The sequence below is a fragment of the Citrobacter amalonaticus genome, assembly GCF_002918555.1.
Lineage (GTDB): Bacteria > Pseudomonadota > Gammaproteobacteria > Enterobacterales > Enterobacteriaceae > Citrobacter_C > Citrobacter_C amalonaticus_A.
Genome location: NZ_PQMB01000006.1, coordinates 79011 through 95072 on the forward strand (window position 1 = coordinate 79011; position 16062 = coordinate 95072).

Sequence of the window (16062 nt, forward strand, 5' to 3'; positions counted from 1 at the left end):
AGGAATCAACATGGCACAGCTTTCGTTGCAACACATTCAAAAAATATACGATAACCAGGTGCATGTCGTTAAAGACTTTAATCTGGAAATTGAGGACAAAGAATTTATCGTTTTTGTGGGGCCTTCCGGCTGCGGCAAGTCCACCACGCTGCGGATGATCGCCGGACTGGAAGAGATCAGCGACGGTGAATTGTTGATTGACGGTAAGCGGATGAACGATGTTCCGGCGAAATCACGGAATATCGCGATGGTTTTCCAGAACTACGCGCTGTACCCGCATATGACCGTCTATGACAACATGGCGTTCGGGCTGAAAATGCAAAAAATCGACGCCGCCGTTATCGAAGAGCGCGTGAGCTGGGCGGCGCAGATCCTCGGCCTGCGCGATTATCTTAAGCGTAAGCCGGGTGCGTTATCGGGCGGACAGCGCCAGCGCGTGGCGCTGGGACGGGCGATTGTCCGGGAAGCCGGGGTATTCCTGATGGATGAACCGTTATCCAACCTGGACGCCAAACTACGCGTACAGATGCGGGCGGAAATTAGCAAACTGCATCAGAAACTGAATACCACCATGATTTATGTCACGCATGATCAAACGGAAGCCATGACGATGGCGACGCGTATTGTGATCATGAAAGACGGCATTATCCAGCAGGTGGGCGCGCCGAAAGAAGTGTATAACCGTCCGGCGAATATGTTTGTTGCCGGATTTATTGGTTCACCGGCAATGAATTTTATTCGCGGCGCTATTGATGGCGATAAATTTGTTACTGAAACCCTTAAATTAACGATTCCGGGTTCCATTCTCGCGTTATTAAAAGCGCAGGGTTATGAACACAAAGCGATCACGATGGGGATTCGCCCGGAGGATATTCATCCACAGCCACAAAATGAAAACAGTGTGCCCGCAAAAATAAGCGTTGCAGAATTAACTGGCGCTGAATTTATGCTTTATACCACCGTTGGGGGGCACGAGTTAGTCGTCCGTGCCGGAGCAATGAACGACTACCATGCAGGAGAAAACATCACCATTAATTTTGATATGACGAAATGTCATTTCTTTGATACTGAAACTGAGTATGCAATGACATAAATTTATACTTTAAATAATTTGAGTTGCGGGATAAAACGCGTAGTCGTTTTGAACAGCGCTTGCGCAGGTCCCGAAGGGGCGAGGTCCAGGAATGGGCCGAGTAATAAAGCCAGCGCACCAGCAATTTGATGCATGACGAGTATAGATACCGGAGAAAGTAATTTCTCCGGTTTCAGGTGCGTTTTTTATCGAGTTTTAATAAGGAATAAAAATGAAAACCTTACTGTTCTCTACTGCGCTCGCCATGTGCGCAGGGGTTTCCTGCGCGCAGGCTGCCGAAAAAAATGACTGGCATTTTAATATTGGTGCCATGTACGAAATTGAAAACGTCGAAGGCTACGGCGAAGATATGGATGGACTGGCTGAACCTTCCATCTATTTTAATGCGGCAAACGGTCCGTGGAGAATGTCGCTGGCCTATTATCAGGAAGGCCCGGTTGATTATAGTGCCGGTAAGCGCGGCAGCTGGTTCGACCGTCCGGAACTGGAAGTTCACTATCAGTTCCTCGAAAGCGATGACGTGAATTTTGGCCTGACCGGTGGTTTTCGTAATTACGGCTACCACTACGTGAATGAAGCGGGGAAAGACACCGCCAATATGCAGCGCTGGAAAATAGCGCCTGACTGGGATGTGAAACTCGCTGACGATTTACGCTTCAGCGGCTGGTTGTCGATGTATCAGTTTGTCAATGATTTATCGACGACCGGTTACGCGGACAGTCGTGTCGAAACCGAAACTGGCCTGCACTATACCATCAATGAAACGGTGGGGCTGACGGTGAACTATTACCTGGAGCGCGGGTTTAATATGGATAGCTCACGGAATAATGGTGAGTTTTCCACCCAGGAGATCCGTGCCTATTTGCCGCTTTCGTTGGGTAACACCACGCTGACGCCGTATACCCGTATCGGGCTGGATCGCTGGAGCAACTGGGACTGGCAGGACGATATCGAACGTGAAGGCCATGACTTTAACCGTCTCGGCCTGCTCTATGCTTATGATTTCCAGAACGGCCTGTCGATGTCGCTGGAATATGCATATGAGTGGGAAGATCATGACGAAGGGGAAAGCGATCGGTTCCACTATGCGGGCGTAGGCGTGAATTACGCCTTCTGATGATTCCGGCTGCCCGAAGTCAACGGGCAGCCGTTACTCAGGCCAGCGAGGCGGTCAGAGAGATTCGGGTTTCTACGGTAATGGACCTGGCTTCAGCTTTACCGGCAATATGCTTAAATAACAGATCGCAGCTTTGTTCGCCCAGTTCACGCGTCGGGACGTCAATCCCGCCAGGCGGCGGGGTAAGAATAAATGAGAGCATCTCGTTGCTGTAGCCCACCACGGCCAGCTGCTGCGGAATCGCAATATTTTTCTCTGCGGCTGCGCGATACAAACTGAGGATCTTAATACTGTCTGTCGCAAATACCGCGTCCGGTAAAGGATGCTGGCTTAACAGGGTTCTCGCTGCTTCCAGCGCACTTTCATGCGTATAACCACCATCTATAATCCATTGTGGTGCCAGCGGATAATGGTGATTATTCAGACTCTGTTTATAACCATTCAGGCGATCGACAGAAACATGGTAATCCAGTGGCGCGTGCAGGCAGGCAATATGCTGATGGCCGCTGTTAATTAAGGCATCAGTCAAAACAATGCTGTCACGATAGTTATCGGTATCTACCGAATAAACGTGCTCGTACTGACCTTCAACCTTGCCGATGACGACAACGGGAATATCATATTTATCAAGCTGTGCAAAAAAAGATTCATCAGCCGGGGAACTCAGCATAATAATGCCTTTAATCATTTTCTGCTTTATTTTACTTTCACATTTCTGCAAATCATCTTCTGTGCTTCGGGAAGTCTGTAATATGACGTCAAAACCTTCTTCTTCCGCTTTAGCGGTAATGGCATGGAGTACTTCTGAGAAAAAAGGATTGCCGGCTGTCGTTTTCGCAGAACGGGTAGAAATTACCATAATGGCGTCAAAGCCAGAGGACGTCAGCGCCCTGGCAAGTTTATTCGGCTGATACTGTAATTCGTCGATCGCACGCAAAACTTTCTCACGGGCTTCAGGTGAGATATTGGTTTGTTTATTGAGTACACGCGATACCGTTGATTTTGATACACCAGCAACACGCGCAATATCATAAATAGTTGGAGACATAGTTCGGGAACGCCAGCAGAGAGTGAATAGTACACATCTTATGGAGTTAACCTGCGGATGACAACATAAGGCGGTTGATTATCAACAACCTGACCCCATATTTATACTCGTCATACTTCACGTTGCGGGGAGTTGGCTTTGTTACCTGGCATATCCCAGGGCTTTGGCCTTGTGGGGCCAGCGTAAGCAGCGTTCAACACGGCGATGCCGTTTAGAGCCGATGGCCCAGGTTCTTTGTCCCGCGACACGAATAATTAAGAGTATATTCTCTTTTTTCTGCTCTTCAGGCATAACGGGATGGGCGATGAAGCGACTTAAAAACGAACTCAACTCGCTGGTCAATCGCGGCGTAGACAGGCACTTACGGCTGGCCGTTACCGGACTTAGCCGCAGCGGAAAAACCGCGTTTATCACGGCGATGGTGAACCAGTTACTCAACCTCCACGCCGGGGCGCGGTTGCCGCTGCTTGGCGCCGTGCGTGAGGAGCGCTTACTGGGGGTGAAACGCGTTCCGCAGCGCGATTTTGGTATTCCGCGCTTTACCTATGATGAAGGGCTGGCGCAACTCTACGGTTCACCGCCAACCTGGCCTACGCCGACGCGCGGCGTCAGTGAGATCCGCCTGGCGCTACGTTATAAATCCAATGACTCATTACTTCGTCATTTTAAAGATACATCAACGCTGTATCTCGAAATAGTCGATTACCCCGGCGAATGGTTGCTGGATCTGCCGATGCTGGCGCAGGACTATCTGAGCTGGTCGCGACAGATGACCGGTTTACTGCACGGGCAGCGGGCTGAATGGTCGGCGAAATGGCGGCAGATCTCCCAGGGGCTGGATCCGCTGGCGCCTGCCGATGAGAATCGCCTGGCGGAAATTGCCGCTGCCTGGACAGAGTATTTACATCAGTGTAAACAACAGGGGCTGCACTTTATTCAGCCGGGGCGCTTCGTCCTGCCTGGCGATATGGCTGGCGCACCGGCATTGCAATTTTTCCCGTGGCCGGATGTGGACGCGCAGGGGGAATCCAGACTGGCGCAGGCAGATAAACATACCAACGCCGGGATGCTGCGGGAACGCTTCAATTACTACTGTGAGAAGGTGGTTAAGGGATTCTATAAAAACCACTTTTTGCGTTTTGACCGCCAGATTGTGCTGGTGGACTGCCTGCAACCCCTGAATAGCGGACCGCAGGCGTTCAATGATATGCGTCTGGCATTGACTCAATTGATGCAAAGTTTCCATTATGGACAGCGCACGCTGTTTCGACGACTGTTTGCGCCAGTGATTGATAAGCTACTGTTCGCCGCCACTAAGGCCGATCACGTCACGGTGGATCAACATGCCAATATGGTGTCGTTGCTCCAGCAGCTGATTCAGGATGCGTGGCAAAACGCGGCGTTTGAAGGCATCAGCATGGACTGCCTGGGGCTGGCGTCGGTACAGGCGACCACCAGCGGTCTGATTGATGTCAATGGCGAGAAGATTCCGGCTCTGCGAGGTAACCGACTCAGCGATGGAGAGCCGCTTACCGTTTATCCGGGGGAAGTTCCGGCCAGGTTGCCTGGACAGGCATTCTGGGATAATCAGGGTTTTCAGTTTGAAGCGTTTCGCCCGCAGGTGATGGATGTGGACAAACCGCTGCCCCATATTCGCCTGGATGCTGCGCTGGAATTTTTAATAGGAGATAAATTGCGATGACCGAACCGTTAAAACCGCGTATCGATTTCGCAGGACCGCTGGAGGTTGAGCAAAATCCGGCGTTTAAGGCGCAGCAAACCTTCAGCGAATCACAGGCGCAGACCTTTTCTCCGGCGACGCTGGATGAACCTGTGGAGGAAGAGGGGCAGGCGGAGGCGGTGATTAACGCTGCCCTGCGTCCTAAGCGCAGCCTGTGGCGCAAAATGGTGATGGGGGGACTGACGCTGTTTGGCGCCAGCGTGGTCGGCCAGGGCGTGCAGTGGACGATGAATGCCTGGCAAACTCAGGACTGGGTGGCGCTGGGCGGTTGTGCGGCGGGGGCGTTGATCATCGGCGCGGGCGTCGGCTCAGTGGTGACCGAGTGGCGTCGGCTGTGGCGCCTGCGCCAGCGCGCCCATGAGCGCGATGAGGCTCGCGATCTGTTGCACAGCCATGGTACCGGAAAAGGCCGCGCATTTTGTGAAAAGCTGGCGCAACAAGCGGGAATCGATCAGTCTCACCCGGCGCTACAGCGCTGGTATGCCTCTATCCATGAAACGCAAAACGACAGGGAAGTGGTCAGCCTGTATGCACATCTGGTGCAGCCGGTTCTGGACGCACAGGCGCGAAGAGAGATTAGTCGTTCGGCGGCAGAATCGACGCTGATGATCGCCGTCAGCCCGCTGGCGCTGGTGGATATGGCGTTTATTGCCTGGCGCAACCTGCGGCTGATCAATCGTATTGCGACGCTGTACGGCATCGAGCTGGGTTATTACAGCCGTCTGCGTCTGTTTCGCTTGGTGCTGTTGAATATCGCTTTTGCCGGGGCCAGCGAACTGGTGCGTGAGATGGGGATGGACTGGATGTCGCAGGATCTCGCCGCCCGGTTGTCTGCGCGCGCCGCGCAGGGCATCGGCGCCGGGCTGCTTACCGCGCGTCTGGGTATCAAGGCGATGGAGCTTTGCCGTCCGCTGCCGTGGATTGACGACGACAAACCACGGCTTGGTGATTTTCGCCGTGAATTAATTGGTCAGCTAAAAAGACACGATAAATAGATAAGCCGCAGTGATTTTCACATCGTGCCGCCGGAACCCGTCTGGCGCACGATGTTATTCCCGCTTTATCGCCAGCCTGTCACTCACCTTTCATTCATCAATATATTGAAACGTTGTATTTGATATCCGAATAATGCCTGCCAGAATATTTCAGGCATTGCCAACGCACCAGCAACTTGAAGTATGACGAGTATAGCATAAACAGGCCATCAGCGGCTTGCCGTCGGCCCCCGAGTACGCGGAGGTTCTTATCGTCAGTGGATGATGCAATGGATTACATTTGCTTACCCTGTGCGCAAGCAATCACAAATTGTGCTTTTATTGTTTAAAATAGAGATTTATAAATAAAGCATAATATATAATATTCTCCCATTTACTGTGGTCTGATATGAAAAACGATGGATAAAATAAACAACCATCTGTTTTGTGAATTAATTATTAATTCGTTACGGTGATGAATGTATCCTTAATATATTGGAAACATGAACGATGTCGGATGTGAATAATCAGATTCATGCGTCCGGGGAGGCTATTTGTGTTTTTTAACCAGAGCATTTCAAATGCAGTGAGCCTGTAATAAATACCCGGAATAAATAATTTAACTGAATGTACTGAGAGCAAGCAAAAGGAGTTGAAATGAATAAGAGTTACAATATTGTCTGGAATGCTGCCCGTAATATGTATGTGGTTGCCTCCGAGTTAGCACGCGGCGATAGCCGGATTAAAACCCAGGTATGCGCTGGTGCAGTGGCGGTTGGGTTGGCGCTGGCTTCAATGGGGAGTGCCAGTGCGGCGACTTGTGCCGGTACACTTGTTGGGAATAGTTGTGAGATTAATTCAAATACAGTACTCACTGATGGCGACATATATACTGCTGTAGGAGGCTCTAGTGTATATCCAAACACTGCAATTAGCGTTATGGGTGATGGTGTAGTCGTAGTCGGTAGTCAGATAACGATTAATGCTCTGGAAATATATAATACTGGCATATTGATACAAAATGGGGCGGAAATAAAGTTAAGTGGGGATAGCACTATTAATGTCAGTAAAGATAATAACGGAGTAATCACTGACAGCCGTTCTAAAGTTACTCTGGAAGATACTACAGTTGCAGTCAATGAAAGCGGTGTTGGGATATCAAATAAGGGGCAGGCCGATCTCCGTAATAGCATCATTAGAGTCATTGATACTGACATAGTGGGCGGAGGTGTAGGGATACGGAGCGGAGAGGGTAGCACTACCATTTTGATAGATAGCGAAATAGATGTAAGTGGAAAAAATGGTGATTGGGGAATATTTCTTGACCGAAGGGCGACTAAACTTACTCTTTCCGGTGGTGAAATTACCGTCGGGAATACAGGTAGAGGAATAGAAAATGCGGGAGCTGTCGAGATAAGTCTGAATGGAAGTATTATCTCCACCAATGACGCCAGTACAGGGATATTGAACAATGACGGTACTAATACCACTGCCACATTTACAATAAACAATGCCACGATTAATACCCATGATACCAGTAAGGGGGTAAATAACACATCGGGTTCTATCACTCTTACCAACACAAACATTATCGCGGATGGTCAAAGCACGGGGATAGGGAACAAAGACGATGTAACTCTGACAAATACAACTATTACTCTTAATGATAGCAAGGCTACAGGGGTCGAAGTTGCATCAGATTCCCACACTACCATGAATGGCGGCAGCATTGAGGGTAACGGTACTGGTACTGCGTTTTCTGGCACTGTTCCTCCAGGCCAGCCAGAGCCGCATGATACATCAGTTATCAGTTTGGATGGTGTATCCGTTAACTCACAGTATATCCTGCAGGCGAATAGCGGAAGCGTCGAATATACAGGTGTGGACTTTTCCGCTACCAACAGCACCCTGAAGGGGGCATTTGACGCCAGTCATTCCAATGTTACCCTGGCGGGGGGCACCACCTGGACCGTCACCGGTGATTCAAACATTGGCGTCCTGAAACTGACGGGCGATAGCACCACCCTGAATGTCGATCTGACTAATGCTGATACCAGCGCCCCGATTATGACTACCGGCAGCGCCACTCTGGGCGGTACGCTCAATATCACTGGTTTCAGCATCAGCAACATAGAAGATATGACCAACCCGGGTGATTCGGGTAGCGCGAGCAGTGTCGCTTCTGAAACCTTCACGCTGATTGACTCAGACAGCGCCATTACCACTGATTTCAGCAATCTGACCATCGCCGGTATTGATGCTAAAACGACAGACTTTATCACTATCGATGGTACGACTAAGCCTGGTGATAACACACAGTATGTTCTGACCGGATCGCTTAGCTGGTACGCCGATCGGGACAACGCGGCTACCGAGCCAGCGGTCCTTCGCGCCGCTCGTCGCACCGCCCCGGGCACGCCGTCTGCTCACGGCACCTTCACCCTGAGCAATCCTGATGGTAGCTTTACGCTTGACACCGTACTGGAGGACGTCGCTGGCAACAGCGACTGGGACGGCCAGTCGCTGACTAAAATGGGCCGCGGCAAGCTAATTTTGACGCAGGCCAACACCTACAGCGGCGAGACCAATATTAACGAAGGAACGCTCTGGCTGGCGAGCGGTAGCGCAATGATAGGCGCATCAAATGGCAACACGCGGGATGTGAACGTGCAGTCTGGCGCCACCCTCGGCGGTAACGGCGTGGTTAACAGCGATGTTAATAACAAAGGTAATATCGTTATCAGCGAACCCGGTCAGATGGGCAACGAACTGACCATTAACGGTGACTATGTCGGCAATAACGGTAACCTTTACATCAACGCACAGTTGGGCAATGACAGTTCACCGACCGACAAGCTGGTCGTGAATGGTAATGTCTCGGGCAACACGATGCTGCGTGTGACGAATCTCGGGGGCACGGGCGCACTGACCAGCCAGGGCATTGAAGTGGTTGATGTCAGCGGTACTTCAGCAGATAACAGCTTTACGCTGAGTAATCAGGTACAGGTTGGGTTATATGAATACCGCTTGTATGAGGATGGCGAGAACTGGTATCTGCGTTCTCTGGCAACGGATCCCAATAACCCCAACGACCCAAATAACCCGAATGGCCCGAACGATCCGAATGGTCCGAATAACCCGGACGGTCCGAATAATCCGGGTACGCCGCAGTATCGCGCCGATATCGGTGCTTACCTTGCCAACCAGTGGATGGCGCGTAACCTGCAAATGCAGACGCTGTACGATCGCGAGGGCAGCCAGTTCCGCTCGGAAGATGGTAGCGTCTGGGCGCGGGTTAAAGCCGGTACGACAGAGTCTGGGGCGATGGGCGGGAAGATCGATATCGACAGCGACTATTCGCAGATCCAGTTGGGCGGTGACATTGCCGCGTGGAGCAACGGCGTGCAGAGCCTGAAGGTTGGGGTGATGGGCAGCTATATGCAGGCCGATACCGACAGCACCGGCAATCGCGGGGCGGACGGCAGTCGTTTCTCGGCGTCCGGCGACGTGGATGGCTACAACGTCGGCGTCTACGCCACCTGGTTTGCCGACACGAAAACCCACAGCGGTCTGTACGTGGATAGCTGGTATCAGTACGGTTTCTATGACAACAGCGTGCAGAATGGCAATGTCGGTTCTACAAACTACGATTCAACGTCTCACGCCGTTTCGCTGGAAACCGGCTATCGTCACGATATTGCGCTGGAAACCGGCAATACCATCAGTCTGACGCCGCAGGCGCAGATAACGTGGCAGAAGTACGAAGCCGACAGCCTGAAAGACCAGGGAGGTTCACGTATCGACGACCAGAACAGCGATAGCTGGACGAGCCGTTTAGGTTTGCGTATGGACAGCAAACTGCACCGGGGTGATAACGTGATCCAGCCTTTTATGGAAGCCAACTGGCTGTACACGTCGGATGATGTCACTGTGTCGTTCAACGATTCGCAGGCGAAGATGGATACGCCGGAAAATCGTGGGGAACTGAAAATGGGTATTCAGGCGAATATCAACAATCAGTGGACTCTCACCGCACAGGCCGCAGGACAGAAAGGCAATCACGATTACAGCGATTTTAGCGGCAGCCTGAACGTCCGCTATAGCTGGTAAGGCGCACCTTTTGCCCTTACATCATGTAAGGGTGTTGGCACCAGAATCTCCCGATCGGATCGTCCGGTCGGGAGATTTTCATCTCTGACGTATGATTTCTGCGCAAGCTGTCAATATTTCTTGACAGCCATCTTCCAGCCGCTCGATATCTGGCTTATTATTTTAAGGTGACTGGCTTACAGGATGAATCCCCCATGCGTCTGAATGTGTTTTGTGAGGACCGAATTGGTCTGACCCGCGAATTACTCGATCTGCTTGTTTTACGTAGCATTGATTTGCGTGGTATTGAGATAGACCCCATCGGGCGAATTTACCTTAATTTTGCCGAAATAGCGTTCGATACCTTCAGCAGCCTGATGGCGGAAATTCGCCGTATCGATGGCGTTACAGATGTCCGCACCGTGCCGTGGATGCCGTCTGAACGCGAGCACCTGGCGCTCAGCGCGCTGCTGGAAGCGTTACCGGAGCCGGTTCTCTCGCTGGATATGAAGAGCAAGATTGAGATGGCGAACCCGGCGAGCTGCCAGTTATTTGCGCAGGATCCGGAACGGATGCGTAGCCACACCGCCGCGCAATTGATTAATGGTTTTAACTTCCAGCGCTGGCTGGAGAGCAATCCGCAAACATCGCATAGCGAACATGTGGTGATTAACGGGCAAAACTTTCTGATGGAAATCACCCCGGTCTATCTTCAGGGGGAAAACGACGAGCAGATGCTGACCGGCGCAGTGGTGATGCTGCGCTCCACCATTCGTATGGGACGCCAGTTGCAAAATCTGACCTCTCAGGATTTGAGCGCGTTCAGCCAGATCATTGCCGAAAGCAGCAAGATGAAACACGTGGTTGAGCAGGCGCGTAAGCTGGCGACCTTGAGTGCGCCATTGCTGATTATCGGCGATACCGGGACAGGGAAAGATCTCTTTGCTCATGCCTGTCATCTGGCGAGCCCACGCGCGACGAAACCGTATCTGGCGCTGAACTGCGCTTCCATTCCGGAGGATGCGGTAGAGAGTGAGCTGTTCGGACATGCGCCGGAAGGTAAAAAAGGCTTTTTCGAACAGGCTAACGGTGGCTCGGTGCTGCTGGATGAAATTGGTGAGATGTCGCCACGGATGCAGACCAAGCTGCTGCGCTTCCTCAATGACGGCACCTTCCGTCGCGTCGGGGAAGATCATGAAGTTCACGTCGATGTGCGCGTGATCTGTGCGACCCAGAAAAACCTGGTGGAGCTGGTCCAAAAGGGGCTGTTCCGTGAGGATCTTTACTATCGTCTGAACGTACTGACGCTTAATTTGCCACCGCTGCGCGACTGTCCGCAGGACATCATGCCGTTGACCGAACTGTTCGTGGCGCGTTTTGCCGATGAGCAGGGGGTGCCACGGCCAAAACTGTCCGCCGACCTGAGTACGGTGCTAACGCGCTACGGCTGGCCGGGGAACGTACGGCAGTTAAAAAATGCTATTTATCGGGCGCTGACCCAGCTGGAAGGGTATGAACTGCGTCCGCAGGACATTTTGCTGCCGGATTATGATGCGACGACGGTGACGCCAGGCGAAGATGCGATGGAAGGCTCGCTGGATGATATCACCAGCCGCTTTGAGCGCTCAGTGTTGAGCCAACTGTATCGTAGCTATCCCAGCACGCGTAAATTGGCTAAGCGTCTCGGCGTATCGCATACCGCGATTGCCAATAAGCTGCGTGAATATGGCCTGAGCCAGAAGAAGGGCGAAGAGTAACGTCACAGCTGTTTTGCCGGATGGTTCGCTTGCGACTTATCCGGCCTGCAAAGCGCCGTTTTTTCAGCAAATTATGCGTTTTTTGTAGGCCCGATAAGCTTGCGCCATCGGGCACATCAGCAAGGGGCTATTACGCTTTCAGCACGTCCAGCGCGGCAGTGTAGTCGGGTTCGTTGGTGATTTCGTTCACCAGCTGGCTGAAAATGACGTTGTCGTTTTCATCCAGAACGACAACGGCGCGCGCCGCCAGACCTTTCAGCGGACCTTCAGTGATTTCCACGCCGTAGTTTTTCAGGAATTCAGCGTTGCGCAGGGTGGACAACGTGATAACGTTGCTCAGGCCTTCTGCGCCGCAGAACCGGGACTGGGCGAACGGCAGGTCGGCAGAAACACACAGAACTACGGTGTTGTCGATTTCAGTCGCCAGTTGGTTAAACTTACGTACCGATGCCGCGCAAACGCCGGTATCGATACTCGGAAAAATGTTCAGCACTTTACGTTTGCCTGCAAACTGGCTCAGCGCGACGTCAGACAGATCTTTAGCCACGAGGGTGAAAGGCTGCGCTTTGCTACCTGCCTGCGGGATGGAGTTGGCGACTGCAACCGGGTTGCCCTGGAAATGAACGGTTTGTGACATGGTTATCTTCCTGTTTACATATAGTTAACGTTATCGCTAGTTTATGCCAACAGCAGATAACACGGCAAACGCTATTTCCGCCCAGGGCACAAACGACCACGTTACGACATGAGGAAACAAGATGAGATCTGTGAAGGTATACGAGGAAGCCTGGCCGTTGCACACGCCGTTCGTTATAGCCAGAGGAAGCCGCAGTGAAGCGCAGGTCGTGGTGGTTGAGCTGGAGGAAAATGGGGTGAAGGGGGTCGGCGAGTGTACGCCTTACCCGCGCTATGGTGAAAGCGATGCCTCGGTACTGGCGCAGATTATGAGTATTGAATCCCAGCTGGCGCGGGGCCTGAGTCGGGAAGAATTACAAAAGTTGTTGCCTGCAGGGGCTGCGCGGAATGCTGTTGATTGCGCTCTGTGGGATTTGAGCGCCCGTCAGGGGCAACAAACCCTGGCAGAATATGTTGGCGTAACACTGGACGAGGTGGTGACCACCGCGCAAACCGTCGTTATTGGCGCTCCGGAGCAGATGGCGGCCAGCGCGGCAGCGCTATGGGAAAATGGAGCAACGTTGCTGAAGGTGAAGCTGGATGACAGGCTGATCAGCGAACGTATGGTGGCGATCCGCTCCGCAGTGCCGCAAGCAACGATCGTTGTGGATGCCAATGAATCCTGGCATTCGGAAGGGCTGGCAGCGCGCTGCCAGCTGCTGGCGGATCTGGGGGTTGCTATGCTGGAGCAACCGCTGCCCGCGCATGATGACGCGGCGCTGGAAAATTTTATCCATCCGCTGCCCATTTGCGCTGACGAAAGCTGTCATACGCGGGGGAGTCTGAAGGCGCTGCATGGGCGTTATGAGATGATTAATATCAAACTTGATAAGACCGGTGGCCTGACGGAAGCGCTGGCACTGGCGACCGACGCCAGGGCGCAAGGTTTCCAGCTGATGCTGGGCTGCATGCTTTGTACTTCAAGAGCCATCGGCGCGGCGCTGCCGCTCACGCCGCAGGTCAGCTTTGCCGATCTTGACGGACCCACCTGGCTTGCTGTGGACGTCGAACCGGCGCTGCACTTTACGACCGGCCAGCTCCATCTTTAGGCTGCCAGCGCAGGAGATTCGACATTGCCAGCAGATATTTTTCACTGGCTTCGTCGGAGGAGACGGGGGGAAACTCGGCGGTGATGCAGTGCAAATTAAGATCCGCACACCAGCTACCAAACGAGCCGGGCGTTTCATAACCGACGCTGGTGACCAGCGGAAGCGCAAACGCCTGCGCCAGCCACGAACCCAACTCGCTGCGTCGGGGATCTTCAATGCAAGCCAGCGGATCGTGAAATGAGACGATCCACTCCGGGTGAATACGGTGTATCAACTGGCACAATGCCTGGGTTTCGGGTTCCGACGCGGAATGCTCGCCGGTCAGTAATACCACGTCGCGCTCCGGCGTCGCGCTGTTCCAACGATAGACGGTCTCACCCGCCTTCCAGTTTGCTGCCGGAAAATTACGGTTGAGATCAACGCCATTGGCGTTGGCCCGTAGCCCCAGCTGGCTACCGTCGGGATTGACCGACAGGATCACATGATGACGGCGTAAGGTGGGGGTCAGCGTCCTTAGCGCGCAGGAAAGGGTGACTACCGATGAATTTTCATCGCCATGGGTTCCGGCGATAATCAAACCGCTATCGCGATCGGCTGCGGGCGCCGGAAACCAGATCAGCGGCGCTCCCAATAATGAACGTCCATAGTGCTCGGTTCCCGGTGGAAATGCGCCGCGCTCGGCACGGGGGCGGGTAACGGTCATAATCGTCTCTGAATGCAGTCGTTATTATTCGCAGTGTTGTGCAAATTTGCTGGATAATCAAATCGTTTTCAACGGCTTCGTTTTTCAGGGGTAATATCAATTTTCTGCAGGAAGTTATTTGCATTTCTTCAAGGCGAAACAAATAATTACGCCATCACTTAATATGCCGGATCGAGGGTACCTAATGAAGCACTCTGTTTCAGTCACCTGTTGTGCGCTGTTGGTTAGCAGCATTTCTTTATCTTATGCTGCGGATGTTCCCAGCGGAACGGTGCTGGCAGAGAAGCAGGAACTGGTTCGTCACATTAAGGATGAACCTGCTTCGCTCGATCCGGCAAAGGCCGTTGGCCTTCCTGAGATTCAGGTTATCCGCGATCTGTTTGAAGGGCTGGTTAACCAGAACGACAAAGGTGAAATTATTCCTGGTGTCGCCACCCGCTGGAAAAGTAACGATAACCGGATCTGGACGTTTACCCTGCGCGATAAAGCACGCTGGGCTGATGGCTCGCCGGTAACGGCACAGGATTTTGTCTACAGCTGGCAGCGTCTGGTGGATCCGAAGACCCTTTCACCATTTGCCTGGTTTGCTGCGCTGGCGGGAATTCACAATGCGCAGGCGATTATTGATGGCAAAACGACGCCGGATACGCTGGGGGTTACCGCCGTAGATGCGCGCACCCTGAGAGTTCAACTGGATAAGCCGCTTCCGTGGTTTGCTAATCTCACCGCTAACTTTGCTTTCTATCCGGTTCAGAAAGCGAACGTTGAGAGTGGCAAAGAGTGGACCAGACCGGGGAATCTGATCGGTAACGGCGCGTATGTGCTGCAAGAGCGCGTCGTTAACGAAAAGCTGGTGGTGGTTCCGAATACCCATTACTGGGATAACGGTAAAACCGTGCTGCAAAAAGTGACTTTCCTGCCTGTTAATCAGGAGACAGCGGCGACCAAACGCTATCTGGCGGGGGACATTGATATCACAGAATCTTTCCCGAAAAATATGTACCAGAAGCTGCTGAAGGATATTCCTGGTCAGGTCTATACGCCGCTTCAGTTAGGTACCTATTACTACGCCTTTAATACGCAAAAAGGGCCGACGGCAGATTCCCGCGTGCGTCTGGCGCTGAGTATGACCATTGACCGTCGTATCATGGCAGAGAAAGTGCTCGGCACCGGGGAAAAACCGGCGTGGCGCTTTACGCCGGATGTGACCGCCGGATTTACCCCAGATCCATCGCCATTTGAGCAGATGAGTCAGGAGGAGCTTAATGCGCAGGCCAAAACGCTCCTGCGCGCCGCAGGCTACGGCCCGCAAAAACCGCTCAAGCTGACGCTTCTGTACAACACGTCTGAAAACCACCAGAAAATCGCTATCGCGGTGGCATCCATGTGGAAGAAAAATTTGGGTGTGGATGTGAAACTGCAAAATCAGGAATGGAAAACCTATATCGACAGCCGCAACACCGGAAATTTTGATGTTATTCGCGCGTCGTGGATTGGGGATTACAACGAGCCGTCAACCTTTTTGTCTCTGTTAACTTCAACGCATTCCGGCAATATTTCTCGCTTTAATAATCCGGCTTATGACAAGGTGCTGACGCAGGCGACAATGGAGAATACCGAAAAAGCGCGCAATGCTGATTACAACGCTGCCGAAAAGATCCTGATGGAGCAGGCACCTGTTGCGCCAATCTATCAGTACACCAATGGCCGCTTGATCAAACCGTGGCTGAAGGGCTATCCGATCGGCAATCCGGAAGATGTGGCGTACAGCCGGACGATGTATCTGTTGAAGCACTGATAAGCCGCCGGCGCTCCT

At 52.5% G+C, this 16062-nt stretch carries 11 protein-coding genes and 1 pseudogene; 8 read left to right on the top strand and 4 right to left on the bottom strand.

Annotation, left to right across the window (positions count from 1 at the left end):
* The first annotated feature begins 10 nt into the window (after positions 1-10).
* Positions 11-1093, top strand: coding sequence for an ABC transporter ATP-binding protein (locus C3432_RS23035; protein WP_103779268.1), 1083 nt, complete (start codon positions 11-13; stop codon positions 1091-1093).
* A 211-nt stretch (positions 1094-1304) separates the two neighbouring features.
* The gene (locus C3432_RS23040; protein ID WP_103779270.1) at positions 1305-2210 is read left to right on the top strand and encodes an OmpG family monomeric porin; all 906 of its coding nucleotides are present in this window, start codon (positions 1305-1307) and stop codon (positions 2208-2210) included.
* Positions 2211-2247: 37 nt separating this feature from the next.
* Here the strand turns inward: C3432_RS23040 and C3432_RS23045 are convergent, their stop codons facing one another.
* Complete coding sequence (locus tag C3432_RS23045; protein ID WP_103779272.1) at positions 2248-3258, bottom strand: LacI family DNA-binding transcriptional regulator; 1011 nt, start codon at positions 3256-3258, stop codon at positions 2248-2250.
* Between the two features lie 304 nt (positions 3259-3562).
* Between C3432_RS23045 and C3432_RS23050 the strand changes: the two genes are divergently transcribed.
* Positions 3563-4960 carry a YcjX family GTP-binding protein gene (locus C3432_RS23050; RefSeq protein WP_103779274.1) on the top strand — a complete coding sequence of 466 codons (1398 nt, stop codon included), beginning with the start codon at positions 3563-3565 and terminating at the stop codon, positions 4958-4960.
* The gene (locus C3432_RS23055; protein WP_103779276.1) at positions 4957-5994 is read left to right on the top strand and encodes a YcjF family protein; all 1038 of its coding nucleotides are present in this window, start codon (positions 4957-4959) and stop codon (positions 5992-5994) included. Before C3432_RS23050 ends, C3432_RS23055 begins: the two co-directional genes overlap by 4 nt.
* A gap of 1137 nt (positions 5995-7131) precedes the next feature.
* On the opposite strand, the gene C3432_RS28140 is transcribed toward C3432_RS23055, so the two are convergent.
* Complete coding sequence (locus C3432_RS28140) at positions 7132-7503, bottom strand: hypothetical protein (protein ID WP_258041652.1); 372 nt, start codon at positions 7501-7503, stop codon at positions 7132-7134.
* A gap of 777 nt (positions 7504-8280) precedes the next feature.
* Between C3432_RS28140 and C3432_RS23060 the strand changes: the two are divergent.
* Together C3432_RS23060 and tyrR are read left to right on the top strand one after the other, a co-directional pair.
* Positions 8281-10083: pseudogene (locus C3432_RS23060) on the top strand (autotransporter outer membrane beta-barrel domain-containing protein); the annotation flags it as partial.
* 194 nt (positions 10084-10277) lie between these two features.
* Complete coding sequence (tyrR, locus tag C3432_RS23065; protein ID WP_103779278.1) at positions 10278-11819, top strand: transcriptional regulator TyrR; 1542 nt, start codon at positions 10278-10280, stop codon at positions 11817-11819.
* Positions 11820-11949: 130 nt separating this feature from the next.
* Here tyrR and tpx read toward each other — a convergent pair whose 3' ends face one another.
* Complete coding sequence (gene tpx / locus C3432_RS23070) at positions 11950-12456, bottom strand: thiol peroxidase (protein WP_103779280.1); 507 nt, start codon at positions 12454-12456, stop codon at positions 11950-11952.
* A gap of 121 nt (positions 12457-12577) precedes the next feature.
* Here tpx and ycjG point away from each other — a divergent pair, with 121 nt between their 5' ends.
* Positions 12578-13543, top strand: coding sequence for an L-Ala-D/L-Glu epimerase (ycjG, locus tag C3432_RS23075; RefSeq protein WP_103779282.1), 966 nt, complete (start codon positions 12578-12580; stop codon positions 13541-13543).
* Here the strand turns inward: ycjG and mpaA are convergent.
* Entirely contained in the window at positions 13518-14246 is a 729-nt protein-coding gene (gene mpaA, locus C3432_RS23080; RefSeq protein ID WP_103779284.1) for a murein tripeptide amidase MpaA, read from the bottom strand. The genes ycjG and mpaA overlap by 26 nt on opposite strands.
* Before the next feature lie 184 nt (positions 14247-14430).
* Between mpaA and C3432_RS23085 the strand changes: the two genes are divergently transcribed.
* Positions 14431-16044 (top strand): peptide ABC transporter substrate-binding protein, encoded by a 1614-nt coding sequence (locus C3432_RS23085; RefSeq protein WP_103779286.1) that lies wholly within the window; start codon positions 14431-14433, stop codon positions 16042-16044.
* The last annotated feature ends 18 nt before the right edge of the window (positions 16045-16062 follow it).